This is a genomic window from Stenotrophomonas sp. YJH_SMC_135, from assembly GCF_059372355.1.
In genome coordinates this window covers 23,137-42,579 of the sequence record NZ_JCAFVN010000001.1, presented here as the reverse complement: position 1 = coordinate 42,579, position 19,443 = coordinate 23,137, and the positions used below count along the sequence as shown (strand labels likewise).

The 19,443-nt window shown below is 66.4% G+C and carries 17 protein-coding genes; 7 read left to right on the top strand and 10 right to left on the bottom strand.

Annotated features, from left to right (window positions below):
* Window positions 1-35: 35 nt before the first annotated feature.
* Complete coding sequence (kbl, locus tag AC5P98_RS00255; RefSeq protein WP_041863091.1) at window positions 36-1,244, top strand: glycine C-acetyltransferase; 1,209 nt, start codon at window positions 36-38, stop codon at window positions 1,242-1,244.
* Window positions 1,245-1,405: 161 nt separating this feature from the next.
* Here kbl and AC5P98_RS00250 read toward each other — a convergent pair whose 3' ends face one another.
* From AC5P98_RS00250 to AC5P98_RS00235, 4 genes are all read right to left on the bottom strand, one after another.
* Window positions 1,406-1,741, bottom strand: coding sequence for a hypothetical protein (locus AC5P98_RS00250; protein ID WP_005415439.1), 336 nt, complete (start codon window positions 1,739-1,741; stop codon window positions 1,406-1,408).
* A gap of 85 nt (window positions 1,742-1,826) precedes the next feature.
* Window positions 1,827-2,633: a pseudouridine synthase gene (locus AC5P98_RS00245; RefSeq protein ID WP_306813994.1), complete on the bottom strand. Its 807-nt coding sequence runs from the start codon at window positions 2,631-2,633 to the stop codon at window positions 1,827-1,829.
* 20 nt (window positions 2,634-2,653) lie between these two features.
* On the bottom strand, window positions 2,654-3,160 hold the full coding sequence (locus AC5P98_RS00240) for a hypothetical protein (protein WP_014646073.1): 507 nt from the start codon (window positions 3,158-3,160) through the stop codon (window positions 2,654-2,656).
* A 218-nt stretch (window positions 3,161-3,378) separates the two neighbouring features.
* Window positions 3,379-4,470 (bottom strand): OmpA family protein, encoded by a 1,092-nt coding sequence (locus AC5P98_RS00235; RefSeq protein WP_014646072.1) that lies wholly within the window; start codon window positions 4,468-4,470, stop codon window positions 3,379-3,381.
* A 357-nt stretch (window positions 4,471-4,827) separates the two neighbouring features.
* Between AC5P98_RS00235 and AC5P98_RS00230 the strand changes: the two genes are divergently transcribed.
* The 5 genes from AC5P98_RS00230 (at window position 4,828) to AC5P98_RS00210 (ending at window position 10,377) form a co-directional block, all read left to right on the top strand.
* Window positions 4,828-5,847 (top strand): zinc-binding alcohol dehydrogenase family protein, encoded by a 1,020-nt coding sequence (locus AC5P98_RS00230; RefSeq protein WP_032955885.1) that lies wholly within the window; start codon window positions 4,828-4,830, stop codon window positions 5,845-5,847.
* Window positions 5,848-6,042: 195 nt separating this feature from the next.
* On the top strand, window positions 6,043-6,672 hold the full coding sequence (gene yczE / locus AC5P98_RS00225) for a membrane protein YczE (RefSeq protein ID WP_014646070.1): 630 nt from the start codon (window positions 6,043-6,045) through the stop codon (window positions 6,670-6,672).
* 220 nt (window positions 6,673-6,892) lie between these two features.
* Complete coding sequence (locus AC5P98_RS00220; protein ID WP_495229819.1) at window positions 6,893-8,923, top strand: FAD-dependent oxidoreductase; 2,031 nt, start codon at window positions 6,893-6,895, stop codon at window positions 8,921-8,923.
* Between the two features lie 299 nt (window positions 8,924-9,222).
* Complete coding sequence (locus tag AC5P98_RS00215; protein ID WP_004154513.1) at window positions 9,223-9,681, top strand: cell wall hydrolase; 459 nt, start codon at window positions 9,223-9,225, stop codon at window positions 9,679-9,681.
* Between the two features lie 84 nt (window positions 9,682-9,765).
* Entirely contained in the window at window positions 9,766-10,377 is a 612-nt protein-coding gene (locus AC5P98_RS00210; protein ID WP_014646068.1) for a glutathione S-transferase N-terminal domain-containing protein, read from the top strand.
* Between the two features lie 119 nt (window positions 10,378-10,496).
* Here AC5P98_RS00210 and AC5P98_RS00205 read toward each other — a convergent pair whose 3' ends face one another.
* The 6 genes from AC5P98_RS00205 to AC5P98_RS00180 all read right to left on the bottom strand — a co-directional run bounded on the left by AC5P98_RS00205 (window position 10,497) and on the right by AC5P98_RS00180 (window position 17,315).
* On the bottom strand, window positions 10,497-11,552 hold the full coding sequence (locus tag AC5P98_RS00205; protein ID WP_495229818.1) for a suppressor of fused domain protein: 1,056 nt from the start codon (window positions 11,550-11,552) through the stop codon (window positions 10,497-10,499).
* Between the two features lie 46 nt (window positions 11,553-11,598).
* The gene (locus AC5P98_RS00200; RefSeq protein ID WP_329856321.1) at window positions 11,599-12,102 is read right to left on the bottom strand and encodes a hypothetical protein; all 504 of its coding nucleotides are present in this window, start codon (window positions 12,100-12,102) and stop codon (window positions 11,599-11,601) included.
* 216 nt (window positions 12,103-12,318) lie between these two features.
* On the bottom strand, window positions 12,319-14,199 hold the full coding sequence (gene prpE / locus AC5P98_RS00195) for a propionate--CoA ligase (protein WP_329856319.1): 1,881 nt from the start codon (window positions 14,197-14,199) through the stop codon (window positions 12,319-12,321).
* 709 nt (window positions 14,200-14,908) lie between these two features.
* Window positions 14,909-15,523, bottom strand: a complete 615-nt coding sequence (locus AC5P98_RS00190) for an RluA family pseudouridine synthase (RefSeq protein ID WP_032955877.1) — start codon at window positions 15,521-15,523, stop codon at window positions 14,909-14,911.
* A gap of 195 nt (window positions 15,524-15,718) precedes the next feature.
* The gene (locus AC5P98_RS00185) at window positions 15,719-16,705 is read right to left on the bottom strand and encodes a malate dehydrogenase (protein ID WP_004153634.1); all 987 of its coding nucleotides are present in this window, start codon (window positions 16,703-16,705) and stop codon (window positions 15,719-15,721) included.
* Between the two features lie 118 nt (window positions 16,706-16,823).
* Window positions 16,824-17,315: a peptidylprolyl isomerase gene (locus AC5P98_RS00180; protein ID WP_005408225.1), complete on the bottom strand. Its 492-nt coding sequence runs from the start codon at window positions 17,313-17,315 to the stop codon at window positions 16,824-16,826.
* 273 nt (window positions 17,316-17,588) lie between these two features.
* Between AC5P98_RS00180 and typA the strand changes: the two genes are divergently transcribed.
* Window positions 17,589-19,436, top strand: coding sequence for a translational GTPase TypA (typA, locus tag AC5P98_RS00175; protein ID WP_046429077.1), 1,848 nt, complete (start codon window positions 17,589-17,591; stop codon window positions 19,434-19,436).
* Window positions 19,437-19,443: the final 7 nt, after the last annotated feature.

Sequence of the window (19,443 nt, the reverse complement as noted above, 5' to 3'; positions counted from 1 at the left end):
TCAGCGGTTTCCCCGTTCAGAGCCGTGCCCACGCCATGACCGACGTCTCCTCCGCCCTGACCCGCCACTACGCCGAGGAACTGGACGCCATCCGCGCCCAGGGCCTGTTCAAGTCCGAGCGGATCATCACCAGCCCGCAATCGGCCGAAATCACCCTCGACGACGGCCGCAAGGTGCTGAACTTCTGTGCCAACAACTACCTGGGCCTGGCCGACCATCCGGACCTGATCCAGGCCGCCAAGGACGCACTGGATACCCACGGCTTCGGCATGGCCTCGGTGCGCTTCATCTGCGGCACCCAGGACCTGCACAAGCAGCTGGAGAAGCAGATCGCCGATTTCTTCGGCAAGCAGGACACCATCCTGTACGCGGCCTGCTTCGATGCCAACGGTGGCCTGTTCGAGCCGCTGCTCGGCGAGAACGACGCGATCATTTCCGACGCGCTGAACCATGCTTCGATCATCGACGGCGTGCGCCTGTGCAAGGCCAAGCGCTTCCGATACGCCAACTGCGACATGGCCGATCTGGAAGCGCAGCTGCAGGCCGCCGATGCCGCAGGCTGCAAGACCAAGCTGATCACCACCGATGGCGTATTCTCGATGGACGGCTTCATCGCGCCGCTGGACGAGATCACCGCGCTGGCGAAGAAGTACAACGCGCTGGTACACATCGACGAATGCCACGCCACCGGCTTCCTTGGCGCTACCGGCCGTGGTTCGGCCGAGGTCAAGGGCGTGCTGGAGAAGATCGACATCATCACCGGCACTCTGGGCAAGGCCATGGGCGGCGCGCTGGGCGGCTTCACCTGCGCCAGCGCCGAGGTGATCGAACTGCTGCGCCAGCGCTCGCGCCCGTACCTGTTCTCCAACTCGCTGCCGCCGCATGTGGTGGCCGCCGGCATCAAGGCGTTCGAAATGCTGGCTGCCGCTGACGACCTTCGCAGCACGCTGGCCGAGAACACCGCCTACTTCCGCGAGAAGATGACCGCCGCCGGTTTCGACGTGAAGCCGGGCGTGCATCCGATCAGCCCGGTAATGCTGTATGACGCACCGTTGGCGCAGAAATTCGCCGAGCGCCTGCTGGAAGAAGGCATCTACGCGATCGGCTTCTTCTTCCCGGTGGTGCCCAAGGGCCAGGCCCGCATCCGGACCCAGATCAGCGCCGCGCACAGCCGCGAGCACCTGGATCGCGCGATCGATGCGTTCACCCGCATTGGTGTCGAACTGGGCGTGGTCAAGGGCTGATCATGCCGGGGTCGGATCCCTTTCCTGCGGAAAAGGCCCTGACCCCGCTGGTCAAAGCGTGCCGACCAAGGTCGGCACCTACCGGGCTGGATGGCTGCCGACCACGGTCGGCACCCGCCGTGGCCTGAGGGCGTGCCGGCCAGGGTCGGCACCGCCAGGCGTCACTTCTTTTTCTTCTTGCCCTTCGGCTCTTCCTTGCTGGCCACCACTACCGGCTTGGCGGCGGCGTCCTGGCCGTTGCCCTTGGCAACGCGGATGCCGTTGGCCTTCATCCAGGCATCGAACTCATCGGCGGTCATCTTCTTGTCGCCGTTGCTCATCAGGAAGCGGTAACTGCCGCGACCATCCAGCTCCGGGGTCTTCACTTCCACCACCGGGGTCTCGGCAGGCGTTTCCGCCTTGGCCACCTTCTTGTGGCCGCCACAGGCGGCCAGCAGCACCATCGGCAGCAGCAGGCCTGCGCAGCGCAGGGTTTGGTTGAGGGTCGGGTGGTACATGGGCAGGCTCCGTTCGGGAAATTCAGCAACCAGGCGCCCCCTACGCCTGGAACGGTGGCCGGCGACTGCCGGCCGCGGGCGATGATCAGCCCGGTGCAGCGGCCCCCAGCCGCTGCTGGTCGCTGACCTCCAGCACCCGCCATTGCCCCTTGCCGAGATCGCCGAGCAGCAGCCCACCGATCGCGACCCGGACCAGGCGCAGTACCTGCAGGTCGAAGGCCGCCAACAGGCGGCGGATATGGCGGTTGCGTCCCTCGTCGAGGACCACCTCCAGCCATGCGGTCTTGTCGCCACTGCGCAGTACGCGCACGGCCTGGGCGACGAGGAACTCGCCCTCGTCCTCGACACCGGCGCGCAGCGCGGCCAGGGTGTCCTCATCGGGAAGACGATCCACCTGCACGTGATAGGTCTTCTGCGGGCCGGTCTCCGGATCGGTCAGGCGCGCCGCCCACTGCGGATCGTTGCTGAACAACAACAGTCCTTCGCTGGCCTTGTCCAGGCGCCCGACCGGCGCGATCCACGGCAGGCCGGCACCATCGAAGCAGCGATACACCGTGTCGCGACCACGCTCGTCCTGCGCCGTGGTCACCACGCCGCGCGGCTTGTTGAGCACCAGGTACAGGCGCTGCGGCGCATCCATCGGCCGGCCATCGACTTCGATCAGCGGGTGCGGACTGGCAATCGGGAACTCGGGATCACGGATGATGCGGCCGGACACGCGCACGCGGCCCTCGGCAATCCAGCGCGCGGCCTCGCTGCGTGAGCACACGCCGGCCTTGGACAGCACGCGCGCCAGGCCATGGCGCACGCCATTGGAGACATCCGGAACCGCACGCCCACGCGGTGCGTGGGAGCGGGCAGCGGGGGCAGCAGGTGGGCGGCGCGTGCGCAAGCCTCTGCTCCCCGCCGCGCTTACTTCTTGTCGACCGGCTTGGTCTCAGCCGGTGCTTCGGCCGCAGCCGGAGTGGCGGCCGGAGCCGGACGCGCCTTGACCACACGCACGCCACGCGCCTTCATCCAGGCGTCGAACTCTTCGGCGGTCATGCGCTTGCCGTTCTGGCTCATGTCGAAGCGCCAGGGCGTGTTGTCGAATTCGGTCTGCGGCTTGTAGGCCGCCGGATCGTTCGGCTTCACCGCCGGTGCGCTCGGAATGGCCTTGGCGATGTTCTGGCACCCATCAATGCGCAGGCGCTGCAGCACCTGGTCCAGCGACTGCGACGGATCGTAGTTGCTGCTCAGCACGCCGGCCGGCATGCCCAGCTGGTTGCCACGGATGTAGAGCTCGTCGGCCACCGGCGCGATGGTCGTGGCCGGCAACGGCAGCGGCGAGGCGCTGGTGTTGACCGAGCAATCGACCGCAGCGTGGGCGGCGGGAACCAGGGCCAGCGCCAGGAAGGCGGCCGATGCAGAGCGCAGCATGAAGGGCATCCAGGAAAGGAAGTGACGCGGCGAGTTTAGCAATGCCGCGACAGCTTTCAAGCGCCACTTTCAATGAATACGGCAACTCATTGGTTTTATGGGCAAAATCCCGACGAACGGTTACTCCCGCGCCTGAAACGCCGGGTTCCGGACCGCAGAAACAACAAGACCCGGCCGAAGCCGGGTCCTGCTGTGTCCTACTGGCAGAGCGTCAGAACTTAGTTCTGGACGTTCAGCTCGGTACGACGGTTCTTGGCGCGACCTTCCGGGTTGTCCGAACCATCCGGGTTGGTGTTCGGAGCAATCGGACGGCTCTCGCCGTAGCCGATCGGGCCGACCAGGCGACCGGCGTCGACGCCGTTCTTGGTCAGGTAGTTGTACACGGCGGTGGCGCGACGCTCCGACAGCTTCTGGTTGTAAGCGTCGGTACCCTTCGAGTCGGTGTGACCGGCAACTTCAACGCGCAGATCCGGGTAACGCTTCAGGATCTCGGTGGCTTCGCTCAGGATCGCCACGGCGTCCGGACGCAGGTTCGACTTGTCGAAGTCGAAGTTGACGCCCTTCAGGTCGATGGAGACCGGAACCGGGCAACCGTCCGGACCGATGGTCTGACCCGGCTGCGAGTTCGGGCACTTGTCGTCGCAGTTGTTGACGCCGTCACCGTCGTCATCCAGGTCGGCGCAGCTCGGGGCAACCGGAGCCGGAGCCGGAGCAGCCGCGACCGGAGCCGGGCCCAGCGGGATCACGACGCCGACCGAAGCCAGCACGTCGCCGAACCAGCTCTCGTCCTTGGCGGCGATGCTCTGGTCGTCGAAGTCAGCGCGGTAGGCCACTTCGGCGCGGACAGCAACACGCTTCTCGAAGGTGGTCTGCAGGCCGACGCCCAGCTTGGCGGCAACGTTGCCGTCCTTACGCTGGCGCGGACCGTTGTTGTCGATTGCAGCGTACTCTTCTTCCGACTTCTGGTAGCCCAGGCCACCGACGATGTACGGGTTCCAGCCGCGGCCTTCCTTGATGAAGTGGCGACGCAGGTCCAGCGAGACGCCGTACTGCGACCAGTTCAGGTCCTGGTTGCTGTCGAAGTTCGGGTTCTGGTAGTTCAGTTCACCGTCCAGCGACCAGTTCGGGCTGATGAACTTACCCAGGCCCAGGGTCACGAACGGAGCGTCATTGGTCAGACGGTCGCTGTCCTGGAAGTTGAAGCCGGCCGAACCGGTCAGGTACCAGCGGTCATCGAACTCCTGCGCCGAAGCTGCCTGGGCGAAAGCCAGGCCGCCCAGCAGCGCGGCAGTAAGGATCTTCTTGTTCATTGAGTACAGCTCCTATTTCGGGGGTATGAAACCGGTAGAGGCATGGGCCAGCACTAGTGCGTCGATGTACGACAGCCGATTCAGCACGCCACCGCCGCGAACATTATGCTCAGGCGGGTGAAGGCCATGTTAACAGTCCCGTAACATGTGAAGTGTTGCGCCCGACCGTCGACCGGTCCGACGTTGAAACCCTATACAGGATGATGAAAATCCGCAAGACCCACACGCTGCAAGGGTTTGACGGGGTTTAAGCGCGAAAACCGACATACTGCGCAGCACATTGCATCGCACGGTTCAGCAGGTTTGCGGAAACGTGAGGAACCTTATGATGGGATCACGAACCCAGCCGGAGCCGTGATGAAAGCCGTCGCCCTGAGTCGTGAATACGCACCTGCCCTGCGTGATGTCCTGCTGCCGCCGCCGCTGCCTCCTCGCGGCCGCGATCTGCTGGTGCGGATCGAAGCGGTATCGGTCAACCCCGTCGATGGCAAGCAGCGGGCCGCTACCGATCCGGCCACCCTTGAGGTTCCCCGGGTGCTCGGCTGGGACGCCGCCGGTGTGGTCGAAGCCATCGGTGACGAGGCCAGCCTGTTCGCCTCTGGTGACGAGGTCTACTTCGCCGGTGACGTTACCCGGCCGGGCTGCAACGCCCAGTACCAGTGGGTGGACGAGCGCCTGGTCGCCCGCAAGCCGACCACGCTCGATTTCGCCGAAGCCGCCGCACTACCCCTGACCACGCTGACCGCCTGGGAGCTGTTGTTCCAGCGCATGCCGCTGCATCTGGATGATCGCCGCCATGGCGGCCAGCACCTGCTGGTGATCGGCGGTGCGGGAGGCGTGGGCTCGATGGCGATCCAGCTGGCCCGCCATGCCGGCTTCGAGGTGATCGCCACCGCCTCGCGCGAGGCTTCGATCGACTGGTGCCGGCAGATGGGGGCCACGCATGTGATCGACCATCGGCAGCCGCTGCAGCCCCAGCTGCAGGCACTGGGCATCGACGCAGTGCAGGTGGCGCTCAACCTGGCCGACACCGATCACTACTGGGACGAACTGGGCCAGCTGCTGGCACCACAGGGCCATGTCGGCCTGATCGTGGAGCCGCGTGGCGCACTGCGCATCGGCGATCCGTACAAGGCCAAATGCATCGGTATCCACTGGGAGTTCATGTTCGCGCGCTCGCGCTTCGCCACCGCCGACTGCATCGAACAGCATCGCATCCTCAGCCGCGCCGCCAGCATGATCGATGCCGGCCAGCTGCGTGGCACGCTCAGTGAAACGCTGGGCACGATCAATGCGGCCAACCTGGACATCGCGCATCAGCGCCTGGCCAGCGGGCACACGGTGGGCAAGCTGGCGCTGGTGGGCTGGGACGACTGACGCCGTGATGTAGGCCGAGCCCACGCCAGGCTGCTACGCCTGCCGCCACCAGCAGAGCACGGGCGCGGCCCTGCACAACCGCCCGCATGCAGGATCGGCGCTGCCTGTACCAGCGGATTGGCTGGGATCTGTATCTATGGCCTCAAGGAAATCAGGGATACGGTGGAAACAGATATCCTCTCCCCCGAGCCCACCATGCCTACCGCCCTGCCCCTGCGCCTGCTGCAACTGATCACCGGCCTGTTCCTGTATGGCTTCGGTGCCTCGCTGATGATCCGTGCCGCCATCGGCGTGGCGCCCTGGGACGTGCTGTCGCAGGGCATCGCCGCACAGACGCCGCTGTCCTTCGGGCTGGCGACCAATGTCATCGGCGCACTGGTGCTGTTGCTGTGGTGGCCACTGCGCCAGAAGCCGGGCGTCGGCACGGTGCTCAACGTGATGCTGATCGGTCCCTCCGCACAGTTCGGGTTGTGGCTGCTGCCACCGGCCATCGGCGTGGGCTGGCAGCTGGCGATGTTCTGTGCAGGCATGCTGCTGGTCGCGCTGGCCACCGGCCTGTACATCGGCGCCCGCCTCGGCCCGGGACCGCGCGATGGCTTGATGACTGGCCTGCATGCCCGCACCGGTTGGCCGATCTGGAAGGTGCGCAGCCTGATCGAAGGCAGCGTATTGCTGCTGGGCTGGTGGCTGGGCGGCAATGTCGGCCTCGGCACCCTCGCCTTCGCCCTGCTGATCGGCCCGCTGTGCGGCGTCACGCTGGGCTGGTTCGGGATCGGCCGCCCCCCGGTCGTACCCGCCGCTGCCCGGCAGCCGCAATCACCCTGAGCTGCCCCGAATGCCGGCCAGCGGCCGGCACTACCGCCCCCGGAGTTCGGGGGCAGCGCCGCAGGCGCGGGGGGTGGAGGCCGGTAAGTGGGGCCCGCGATTCGCGCAGCGAAACGCGGGAGCGACAGCACGCATGTGCCGAGCGTACCCGGCCAGCGGCCCTTGCCCCGGCCGCCGTTTCGCGGCACGCTTCGCGCTTCCGTACGCAAGCGTATCGACCATGTCGCCAGCCAACGAAAGCGCCTATCCCCATCTGTTCGCCCCGCTGGACCTGGGCTTCACCCAACTGCGCAACCGCGTATTGATGGGCTCGATGCACACCGGCCTGGAGGATCGCGCCCGCGACTTCCCGCGGCTGGCGGCCTACTTCGCCGAGCGCGCCGAGGGCGGCGTCGGCCTGATCGTCACCGGCGGCTTCGCACCGAATGTGGTCGGCTGGCTGAAGCCGTTCGGCGGCAAGCTGTCCTGGCCCTGGGAAGTGCGGCCGCACCGCCAGCTCACCGCCGCCGCGCACCAGCACGGCGCGAAGATCTGCCTGCAGCTGCTGCATGCAGGCCGTTACGCCTATCACCCGTTGTCGGTGGCACCGTCGAAGCTGAAGGCACCGATCAACCCGTTCACCCCGCGCGCGTTGTCGGCCAGCGGCGTCGACCGGCATATCGCCGATTACGCACGCAGCGCCAAGCTGGCCCGCGAGGCCGGCTACGACGGCGTGGAAGTGATGGGTTCGGAGGGCTACCTCATCAACGAATTCATCGCCCCGCGCACCAACAAGCGCACCGATGCCTGGGGCGGCGACGCGCGCCAACGCATGCGCTTCGCGGTCGAGATCGTACGCCGCATCCGCGAGGCCTGCGGCCCGGACTTCATCATCATCTATCGCCTGTCGCTGGTGGATCTGGTCGACGACGGCAGCAGCTGGGAAGAAATCGTGCAGCAGGCGCAGGCCATCGAGGCGGCCGGCGCAACGATCATCAATTCCGGCATCGGCTGGCACGAAGCGCGCATTCCGACCATCGCCACCTCGGTGCCGCGTGCTGCCTTCGCCGGGGTCACCGCCAAGCTCAAGCCGCATGTGAAGGTGCCGCTGGTGGCGACCAACCGCATCAACATGCCCGACGTCGCCGAGCGCATCCTCGCCAATGGCGGCGCCGACATGGTGTCGCTGGCGCGCCCGCTGCTGGCCGACCCGCAGTGGCCGAACAAGGCCCGTGCCGGCCGCGCCGAGGCGATCAACACCTGCATCGCCTGCAACCAGGCCTGCCTGGACCACGTGTTCGAGAACAAGCTGGCCAGCTGCCTGGTCAATCCGCGCGCCGCGCACGAGACCGAGCTGGTCTATCGCCCCACCGCTGCGCCGAAGAAGGTTGCGGTGGTCGGTGCCGGCCCCGCCGGCCTGGCCTGTGCCACCGTCGCTGCCCAGCGTGGCCACGAGGTCACCCTGTTCGACGCCAATGATGAGATCGGCGGCCAGTTCAACGTGGCCAAGCGCATCCCCGGCAAGGAAGAGTTCCACGAGACCCTGCGCTACTTCCGCCACAAACTGGCCGAAACCGGTGTGCAGCTGCGCCTCGGCACTCGCGCCGATGCCGCCCAGCTGACCGGCTTCGACGAGGTGGTGCTGGCCACCGGCATCACCCCGCGCAAGGTCGATTTCCCCGGTGCCGATCACGCCAGGGTGGTCAGCTACCTGGACGTGCTGCTGGGCCGGGTCGAAGTGGGCGCCAGTGCGGCGATCATCGGCGCCGGCGGCATCGGCTTCGATGTCGGCGAATTCCTCAGCCACGCCGGCGAGTCCCCCTCCCTCGACCCGCAGCGCTGGATGGCCGAATGGGGCGTGGACAGCACCTTCGAGGCCCGCGGCTCACTGGCCAGGCCGGAGGTTGAGACCTCGCCGCGCCGGCTGTGGCTGCTGCAGCGCAGCCCGGGCAAGCCCGGCGCGCGCCTGGGCAAGACCACCGGCTGGATCCATCGCGCCACGCTGAAGGCCAAGGGCGTGCGCATGCTCGGTGGCGTCGAGTACCTCGGGGTGGACGACGAGGGCCTGCGCATCCGCGTGGACGGCAGCGAACAGCTGCTGCCGGTCGACCATGTGGTGATCTGCGCCGGGCAGGAACCGAACCGCACGCTGCAGGCCGAACTGCAGGCGGCCGGCGTCAACGCGCAGCTGATCGGTGGTGCCGACGTGGCCGCAGAACTCGACGCCAAGCGCGCCATCGACCAGGGCAGCCGGGTTGCCGCCGCGCTCTGATGAGCGCCTGAATGGGGGGCGGAATGTGATTTCCGTCACCCTCATTGAACCTGAATGTCAAGCCGAGCGGTTCACGATGCGTTCGGCTACGCCCCCCTACCTTGCGCCATCTTTCCGGTCACCAGCCAGTTTCCGGTGAGCCGGCGCAGCCCCCCACGATCGGTACTGGTCGTTTCTTTTGGGGCTGCCCACGGGGCGGCCCCGATGGCCGCCTCCCCATGACGCCAAGTCGTACCCCGCCTCCTGTCGCCCCCGCGGCCGGAACCGGAAAGTGCGACCCATACGGAGCAAGGAGTTATATGAAACTGGCCTGGATTCTCTGGCTGTCGCAGTTGTTGCCGCAGCCGGCCGCTGATTCACTGTGTTTGAGCACCACCGTTTACCTGGAAGCCCGCGACCAGACCCTGCGCGGCCAGCAGGCCGTCGCCGAGGTCGCACTGCGCCGTCTCGACAGTGGCCTGTGGGGCGACTCGATGTGCCAGGTGGTCACCGCGCGCAAGCAGTTCGCACCGACCATCGTCTCCCCCGGCACCCAGTTGGGCAACGACGCGGCCTGGAGCGAGGCAATGAACGTGGCCTTCGACGCCGAGCGCAACTGGGCGCTGCCGGCCGGCGAGCGCCGCGAGATCGTGCCCGGTGCCAGCCACTTCGCCGCGCTGTCCATCGCCAGCCCGAACTGGCGCAATGCCTACCAGGTGGCCACCATCGGCGATCACACCTTCTATAAGGTGCAGAACCTCAAGCCGCGGCAGTCGTAACGATCCGTGCCGGCGGCAGCGTTGCCGCCTGCCGGCAGGCTCTGGGATAGTGGGCGTTTCCCGCCCGCATCACCTGGAGTTCCCATGAAGCTGTACAGCAAGCCCGGTGCCTGTTCCACCGCCGACCACATCGCCCTGCAGTGGACCGGCCAGCCGTTCGAGGTTGAACTGCTGAACAAGGACACCCTGAAGGGTCCGGAATTCCTCAAGATCAATCCGGCCGGTGCGGTGCCCGCGCTGGTCGACGGCGACTTCGTGCTGCTGCAGAACGCCGCGATCATGGGCTATATCGCCGACAGCTTCCCGCAGGCCGGCCTCGGCGGTGACGGCAGCCCGCGCCAGCGCGCCGAAGCCACCCGCTGGCTGGCGTTCGTCAATTCCGACGTGCACCCGGCCTTCTCGCCGCTGTTCGCGCCGGGCAAGTTCATTGCCGACGAAGGCCAGTACGACGCGATCCGCGCCGCCGCGCACAAGCGCCTGCGTGGCCTGTTCGAGACCGCCGACAGGCAGCTGGCCGACAAGCCCTGGCTGGCCGGCTTCCGCAGCTTCGCCGACCCGTACTTCTACATCACCCTGCGCTGGGCCGCCGGCACCAAGGTCGACCTGTCGGGCCTGGACAATCTGGCCGCCTACAAGGCACGCATGGATGCCGATGCCGGCGTGCAGGCCGCGCTGAAGGCCGAAGGCCTGGCCTGACCTTGGTCAGGGGTCAGAGCCGTTCGCGTGGCGGACGGATCTGACCCCACCGGCCACCAGACGGGGTCGGATCCGCCTGCGAAGCAGGCGGCTCCGACCCCTCGATATCATTCGCGCGATCAGCCGATCTGGCGGATCACTTCCCCCTTGGCATCGCGCAGGTAGGTCGGCACCACTTCGATGCGCAGCGCCCCCGCCACCGGGTAAACCCCGCGCTCGGCGCGCACCCGTGCCAGGGCCTGCAGGCCCGCCTCGTCCAGTGACCAGCGCGCGCTGTCGGCGGATACGTCCGCCGCTTCACCGCCCCCATGCGCGATGAACTCCCACTGCCGCTCGCGGCTGGCCAGTTCCAGCGATTTGCCGTGGCGCAGGCGCAGCGGCAACAGTTCGCACACGCTGGCGACCTGACCGGCGCCGAGCACCAGCGTGGTGACGCCCGCCTCCTGCCGCCAGTCCAGGGTCTCGATGAACAGCATGCCGGTGCTGGAACCCTCGCGTTCGCTGCCGGCCCGCACCCGCTGTGCCAGCGCCGGATCGTCCAGCAGATTGCCGCGATGCAGATCGCTGATCCACAGCGGCATTGCCGGCAGCAGCGCCTGCAGCACGCCACGCGTCGACCAGCGCTTGACCGCCTCCATCTCCTCATCGGTCAATCCGACCAGCTGCAGGAACTGCAGATGGCCGTTGGCCGTGTCCCGCGCCGGCAACTGCGGGTCCGCAATGAAGGCCAGATGGCACAGCCGCGTGCCGGTCTCCAGCGCGATCGGACCGTTGGCGTTGAGGTGATGGCCATCCTCGAACACGTTGCCACTGCCGAACACGTAGCGCGCCAGGTTCTGCAGCAGGTTCATCGGCCACACCGGCGGGGTGCTGCCGGCGTTCTCACCGGCCTCGGCAGCCAGACGGAAGGTCAGCTCGAAGCCATAACCGCTGGCATCTGCATCACTGCTCTCCTTGGCGTACAGCTCGGAGAAGCCGTAGGTGATGTAATGCCAGTGCGGTACCGGCGCATCCGCCCAGTACACGCTGATGCCATCCAGTGGATCCTGGCCACCGAGCGTGTACGGAAGCGCGGTGCCGAAGTGACGCGGCTCCTGGCCGGCATACAGCGGCGCCAGCGCCGCATTGATCGCGTCCCAGCCTGGGGTGTCGGTGTCGTCGTGGTCGTCCTGCACGCGGGACTCCTTGTAGGGAAGTGAACCGATCACTTTACGCGGTGGCTCAGGCCTGCACGACCTCACTGTCAGCGTTCAGCACCGCCGCCTGGGTTTCCTGCCACCAGCGCTGCGCCAATGCCGGGCTGCGCGCCTTGCCCACCGCCGCCAGCAACTCCGGGCACAAGCGCTCCAGCGCCAGCGCATCGGTGCAGCGTTCGATCTTCAACTGCATGAAGTAGCCCTTCAGGCCCAGGTGGCGGCGCACCGCCTCGCTCATCGCGTCGTACAACTGCTGGTACAGCGCCGGGTCCTGTTCGCGCCCGGTGCTGATGCCGCGCGCCGGCGCCACCTCTGCGCTTCCGCCGATCACTTCGATCAGGCCCTGTGCTGACAATTGCTCCAGCGCGTCCGGTGGTGCCCGCAGGCCTTCGAACAGGCCACGCAGTTCGGTGTCGTTGCGATGGCCATCGACCATCAGCAGGATCGAACGCAGTGCCGCCGGCAGGCGCCGGCTACGGTCTTCGATTTCCTGACGGCCAGCAGCCGTCTTGGCGTGCAGCAATGCCATTGCCTCCCCCTCGCTCGATGCGCAATGCCGGCGCGCCCTCGCGGGCACGCTCCCCTGTGTTGCCATCTCCGGACGGCACGCGCGTTCCCCGGCGCGAGCCGCGTATTGCAGGTCGATGACAGGCCGAGCTTAGCGCAAGTACTGCGGGTAGTGCCGGCCGCTGGCCGGCAACCTCGGGGTGGATGGGGGTGCCGGCCAGTGGCCGGCACGACCGGATCAACGGCCCAGCGCCCGGCGGATCTCCTCCAGCGCGCCGGGGTCGTCCAGCGTCGACAGGTCACCCGGGTCGCGCTGCTCGGCCAGCGCCTGCAACGAGCGCCGCAGCAGCTTGCCCGAACGGGTCTTGGGCAGCGCGTTGACCACGTGCACGTGCGCCGGGCGGGCCACTGCGCCGAGCGAGGTGGTCACCGTGGCCATCATCTCGGCCACCACTTGCGCCGGATCCTCGCCATCCAGGCCCTGCTTGAGGGTGACGAACACCAGCGGCACCTGCCCCTTCAATTCGTCCTTGACCCCGATCACGGCAGCCTCGGCCACGCGCGGGTGGCTCGAAATGGCCTCTTCGATCTCGCGCGTGCCCAGCCGGTGCCCGGCCACGTTGATCACATCATCGGTACGGCCGAGGATGAAGGTGTAGCCATCGTCGTCGCGGATCGCCCAGTCCAGCGAGCTGTACAGCAGTTCCTTGAAGTGGCTGAAGTAGCTCTGCAGGAAACGGTTGTCGTCGTTCCACACCGTGCTCATGCAGCCCGGCGGCAACGGTGGCGACACCACCAGCACCCCCTTCTGCCCCGGTGCGACTTCCTCGCCGGTGTTCTCGTCGATCACCTTCATCCGGTAGCCGAGGTTGGGCAAGCCCGGCGAACCGAAGCGCACCGGCTTCATCTCCAGGCCCGGCAGCAGGGTCAGCGCCGGCCAGCCGGTCTCGGTCTGCCAGTAGTTGTCGATGATCGGCTTGCCGAGCGCTTCGCTGATCCAGTGCGCGGTCGGTTCGTCCAGCGGCTCGCCGGCCAGGAACAGGTATTTCAGCGCGCGCAGGTCGTGGCGATGGATGAAGTCCGCATCGTGCTTCTTCAGCACGCGGATGGCAGTGGGGGACGAGAACATCGTGCGCACGTTGTACTGCTCGCACAGCGCCCACCAGATGCCCGGGTCCGGGTTGGTCGGCAGCCCTTCGTACAGCAGCGAGGTGCAGCCGCCGATCAGCGGGCCGTACACATTGTAGGAATGGCCTACCGCCCAGCCGACATCGGAAGTGGAGAACATCACCTGCCCCGGCCTGCAGTCGAACACGGTTTCCATCGACTGTGCCATCGCCACCGCGTAGCCGCCGACATCGCGCTGCACGCCCTTCGGCTTGCCGGTGGTGCCCGAGGTATACAACAGGTAGCTCGGCTCGCTCGATTCCAGCCACTGCACCGGCACGTCGACCTCACCGATCTGCGCACGCAGCGCGGCGTACTCCACATCGCGGCCCGGCACGCGTGGTTCGGCGGCATCCAGTCCGCGCGACACGATCAGCACGTGCGGCGGTGGCGACGTGGCTTCGGCGCAGGCTGCATCGACCATCGGCTTGTACGGAATCAGCTTGCCACCGCGCATGCCGGCATCGGCGGCGATCAGCAGCTTCGGCTTGGCATCGTCGATGCGCAGCGCCAGGTTGTGCGCGGCGAAGCCACCGAACACCACCGAATGCACCGCACCGATGCGCGCGCAGGCCAGCATCGCGAACACGGCTTCGGCCATGTTCGGCATGTAGATCACCACGCGGTCACCGTGACCCACGCCAAGATGCTTGAGCACGGCGGCGAAGTCGTTCACTTCGCGATACAGCTGGCGATAGGTGATCTCGCGGGTGCTGTTGGTCTCGGTGGAAATGGCAACCAGCGCGAGCTGGTCGGCGCGCTCGGCCAGATGGCGGTCGACGGCGTTGTAGCAGAGATTGGTTTCACCGCCGACAAACCAGCGCCGGAACGGCGGGTTGCTGTAGTCGAGTACCTGCTGCGGCGGTTTGTGCCAATGGATGCGCTTGGCTTCCTCGCCCCAGAAGGCCTCCGGCTCGTCGATCGAGCGACGGTAGGTTTCCTCGTAGTTCATGACGCAGCCCTCCCAGACAAAGTCATGGGTTCGAGGATAGTCCGGCGCTGCCGCGCGGGCCGCCCTACCTTGGTAGGGGGTGGGGTTTTCATGCAGGGCTGCGCCCTGCACCCGCGGTAGTGCCGGCCGCTGGCCGGCAACCTCAGAAGCAACAGCTGAAGCAACAGCGGGTTTCCCGTGGGATGGCGAGGTGGGCCCGGTTGCGGGGGACACCGTGAATCCGTCCATGGAGGCTCGGTCGCCGCATCCATGCGGCTCACGCCCCCGCAACCGGACCCACCCCGCCTTCGACAGACTTCCGCGATCTGTCGGAGCACGGGGTCGGATCCCCAGATTCAATATTCAATTCGATATCTGACAGAAAAACCGTGTCGACCAAGGTCGACACCTACCAACACCAACAGCGACAGCCGTTACCAACCGCCGCAGGAATCTGTCGGGGGTGGGGCGGTGTGGGTTGGCAGGACCGTTGGCGCCATGGATGGCGCCATCGAGCCCCCTTGGGTGAGGGCGCTTTGCTTGCGAAGCACTGCTTTGCAAGCGCCCGAACGCACAGCCGCCAGCGGTTCGGCCGGACCCCGGAGGGGGGGTTACGGCGTGTCCTGCCAACCCACACCGCCCGCCCAGCAAGCAGAAGACCAGAGCCGCCTTGGCCTTTGACGTTGCTCCGGTTCGTAGCAGGTGCAGGGCTGCAAGCCCTGCCGAACCCCTAGAACGGAGTGGCGGACTCGAACGCGAGCGCCTCGCCCGTCACCGGGTGGGTAAACCGCAGGCTGCGCGCATGCAGATGCACGCGCTGCGCAGGCGCGGCGTCATACAGCACATCGCCAACGATGGGATGGCCGAGACTGGCCATGTGCAGGCGCAGTTGATGGCTGCGGCCAGTAACCGGCTCCAGCGCCACGCGCGTGCGCTGCGCTTCGGCATCACGCGCCATTACGCGCCAGCGCGTCAGCGCCGGCTTGCCGCGTTCGTGATCGATCATCTGCTTCGGCCGGTTTGGCCAGTCCACGATCAGTGGCAGGTCCACATCGCCGGCATCGCCTTCAAGCAGCCCCTCCACGATCGCTTCATAACGCTTGCCGACCTGGCGCTGCTCGAACTGCATCGACAACGCCACCTGCATGTCCTTGCCGCGCGCATGCAGCAGCAGGCCGGAGGTCACCTGGTCCAGGCGGTGCACAGTCAACGCATCCGGGTACAGCGCCTGCAGGCGCGCGACCACGCAATCCTGGTTCTCGGCGCCGCGGCCGGGCACGGACAGCAGGCCGGCCGGCTTCTCGGCCACCAGCAGCGCGTCGTCGATGTAATGCAGGTGGATCATGCGGCTCCGTATCCGTCCAAACAGAAACGGGGAAGCCGAAGCTTCCCCGTTCTGCGTACCGACCAACGGTCGGTACCTACCTTGATGGAAATGTACCGACCAACGGTCGGTACCTACCTCGATGGGAATGTACCGACCAGCGGTCGACACCCACCTCGATGAAAGAGGTACCGGCTCGAGCCGGTACCGCCTGCATCAGCCCAGCAGGTGGGCAACGCCGGCGCGCTCTTCTTCCAGCTCGGCCAGGGTCTTGTCGATGTACTTCTGGCTGAAGTCGTCGATCGGCAGATCCTTCACCAGGGTGTACTTGCCGTTCTCGGTGGTCACTGCGAAGCCGAAGATCACGCCTTCCGGAATGCCGTAGGAACCGTCGGACGGCACGCCCATGGTGACCCACTTGCCGTTGCTGCCCAGCACCCAGTCACGCACGTGGTCGATGGCAGCGTTGGCGGCCGAAGCGGCCGAGGACGAGCCACGGGCTTCGATGATCGCCGCGCCGCGCTTGCCCACGGTCGGGATGAAGGTGTTGGCGTTCCATTCCTGGTCGTTGATCGCATCGGCGATCGACGCGCCATCGGCGGTGGCGAAACGGTAGTCCGGGTACATGGTCGGGCTGTGGTTGCCCCACACGACCAGCTTCTCCATGCCACCGACCGGCTTGCCGAGCTTGGTCGACAGCTGGCTCAGCGCGCGGTTGTGGTCCAGGCGCAGCATGGCGGTGAAGTTTTCCGGCTTCAGGTCCGGGGCCGACTTCATGGCGATGTAGGCATTGGTGTTGGCCGGGTTGCCGACCACCAGCACCTTCACGTCACGGCTGGCGACCTTGTTCAGCGCCGCGCCCTGGGCGGTGAAGATCTTGGCGTTTTCCAGCAGCAGGTCCTTGCGCTCCATGCCCGGGCCACGCGGACGTGCGCCGACCAGCAGGGCGATGTCGGCATCCTTGAACGCGACTTCGGCATCATCGGTGCCGACCATGCCGGCCAGCAGCGGGAAGGCGCAGTCTTCCAGCTCCATCATCACGCCCTTCAGGGCGGCCTGGGCCTTGTCGACCGGCAGTTCCAGCAGCTGCAGGATGACCGGCTGGTCCTTGCCCAGCATTTCGCCGGAGGCGATGCGGAACAGCAGGGCATAACCGATCTGGCCGGCGGCGCCGGTCACGGCAACACGAACGGGTGCTTTCATGGGGGTTTCCTCTTGCTTGCAAGCGTTTGATGGGACGCCGCGGGCAGAGCCACGCAGGCCTGGCGGGCGGCGGGGAACAGGGAAACGGCCACCCGTGGGTGGCCGTTTCGAAGGGGGATCAGGCGGCGAGGTGCTTGTTCCACTCCGCGACGCGGTCGGCCTGGGCGGCCAGCACGGCGTCGACGTCGCCTTCCAGGGTAATCGAATGGATCACGTCGCCCTGCTTGACCGAATCGACGATCGCCTGGCCTTCCAGGACCTTGCCGAAGACGGTGTGGCGGCCGTCCAGCCAATCGGTCTTGATGTGGGTGATGAAGAACTGGCTGCCGTTGGTGTTCGGGCCGGCGTTGGCCATCGACAGCGAGCCGACCTCGTGCTTCACGCCATTCTTCTCGTCTTCGAACTTGTAGCCCGGGCCGCCGGTGCCACGACCCTGCGGGCAGCCGCCCTGGATCATGAAGTCGGCGATAACGCGGTGGAAGATCAGGCCGTCATAGAAGCCGTGCTTGACCAGGTTCACGAAGTTGGCCACGGTCAGCGGTGCCTTGTCGGCGAACAGCTCGACCTTGATCGGGCCCTGGGTGGTGTCGAAAGTGGCGATGAGGGACATGAAGATCCTTGATGCAAAGGGGAATGCGTCTAGCCACCTAGTTTACACCCGCCTCGTGTCGGCGGCGGCTTCGACCATTGGTGAAGCGTCCCGCTTCAGCCCCCGGACGGGGAGCCGCGCAGCCGGGTCCTGGCGGCCCCGGCCGGGGCGGCGGATGCCCAGCTGAATGGGCCCCGTGACAGGCGTGAAATCCACCTTTTCGCGAATCGTCAAGTTCGACGTATAATGTTGGACTTCTTTTTCCAAATCCGGCGCCGACTGGCCCCCTTTCGTATGTCCATCGAAAATCTTCGCAACATCGCCATCGTCGCCCACGTCGACCATGGCAAGACCACCCTGGTCGACCAGCTGCTGAAGCAGTCCGGCACCCTGTCCGAGCGTACCGTCCTCGCCGAGCGCGTGATGGACAGCAACGACCAGGAAAAGGAACGCGGCATTACCATCCTGGCCAAGAACACCGCCATCACCTGGGAAGACAAGAAGACCGGCATCAAGAACCGGATCAACATCGTCGACACCCCCGGCCACGCCGACTTCGGTGGTGAGGTCGAGCGCGTGCTGTCGATGGTCGACACCGTGCTGATCCTGGTCGATGCGATGGACGGCCCGATGCCGCAGACCCGCTTCGTCACCCAGAAGGCCTTCGCGATGGGCTTCAAGCCGATCGTCGTGGTCAACAAGATCGACCGTCCGGGCGCGCGTCCGGAATGGGTGATCGACCAGGTCTTCGACCTGTTCGACAAGCTCGGCGCCACCAATGAGCAGCTGGACTTCCCGATCGTCTACGCCTCGGCCCTGAACGGCTATGCCGGCCTGGAAGACACCGTGCGCGACGGCGACATGACCCCGCTGTACGAAGCAATCATGCAGCACGCCCCGCGTCCGGAAGTGGACCCGGAAGGCCCGTTCCAGATGCGCATCAGCCAGCTGGACTACAACAACTTCGTGGGCGTGATCGGCATCGGCCGCATCCAGCGCGGCACCCTGAAGAAGAACATGCAGGTCGCCGTCATCGACCGTGAAGGCAAGAAGCGCAACGGCAAGGTCGCCCAGGTGCTGGGCTTCCTGGGCCTGGAGCGCATCGAGCAGGAGACGGCCGAGGCCGGTGACATCGTGGCCATCTCCGGCATTCCGGAGCTGACCATCTCCGACACCCTGTGCCACCCGGATACCCCCGAAGCCCTGCCGGCGCTGACCGTCGACGAGCCGACCATCTCGATGACCTTCCAGGTCAACAACTCGCCGTTCGCCGGCAACAAGGACCTGTCCGGTGGCAAGTTCCTGACCAGCCGCCAGATCAAGGACCGCCTGGACCGCGAGCAGGTCCACAACGTGGCACTGAAGGTCGAACAGCTGGAAGACGCCGACAAGTTCCTGGTCTCCGGCCGCGGCGAACTGCACCTGTCGGTGCTGATCGAGAACATGCGCCGTGAAGGCTACGAGCTGGCCGTGTCGCGCCCGGAAGTGATCATCAAGGAAATCGACGGCCAGATGATGGAGCCGATCGAGCAGCTGGTGGTGGACATCGAAGAAATCCACCAGGGCGGCGTGATGGAAAAGCTGGGTACCCGCAAGGGCCAGCTGAAGAACATGGAACCGGACGGCAAGGGCCGTGTGCGCCTGGAATACCAGATCCCGGCCCGTGGCCTGATCGGTTTCCAGAACGAGTTCAAGACCCTGACCCAGGGTTCGGGCCTGCTGTTCCACGTGTTCGACCATTACGGTCCGAAGGAACAGGGTGCGATCGCCAAGCGCATCAACGGCGTGATGATCGCCAATGCGCCGGGCGTCACTCCCGCCTACTCGCTGGGTCCGCTGCAGGAGCGCGGCAAGCTCTTCGCTGCCGAAGGCGACAACGTGTATGAAGGCCAGCTGGTCGGCATCCACTCCAAGGACAACGATCTGACCGTCAACGCGATCAAGACCAAGCCGCTGACCAACATGCGCGCTTCGGGCAAGGACGACGCGATCCAGCTGACCCCGGCGATCAAGTACTCGCTGGAACAGGCCCTGGACTTCATCGAAGACGACGAGCTGGTCGAGATCACCCCCAAGGAGATCCGTCTGCGCAAGAAGTTCCTGACCGAAAGCGACCGCAAGAAGGCTTCGCGCGGCGGCTGAGCCAGCA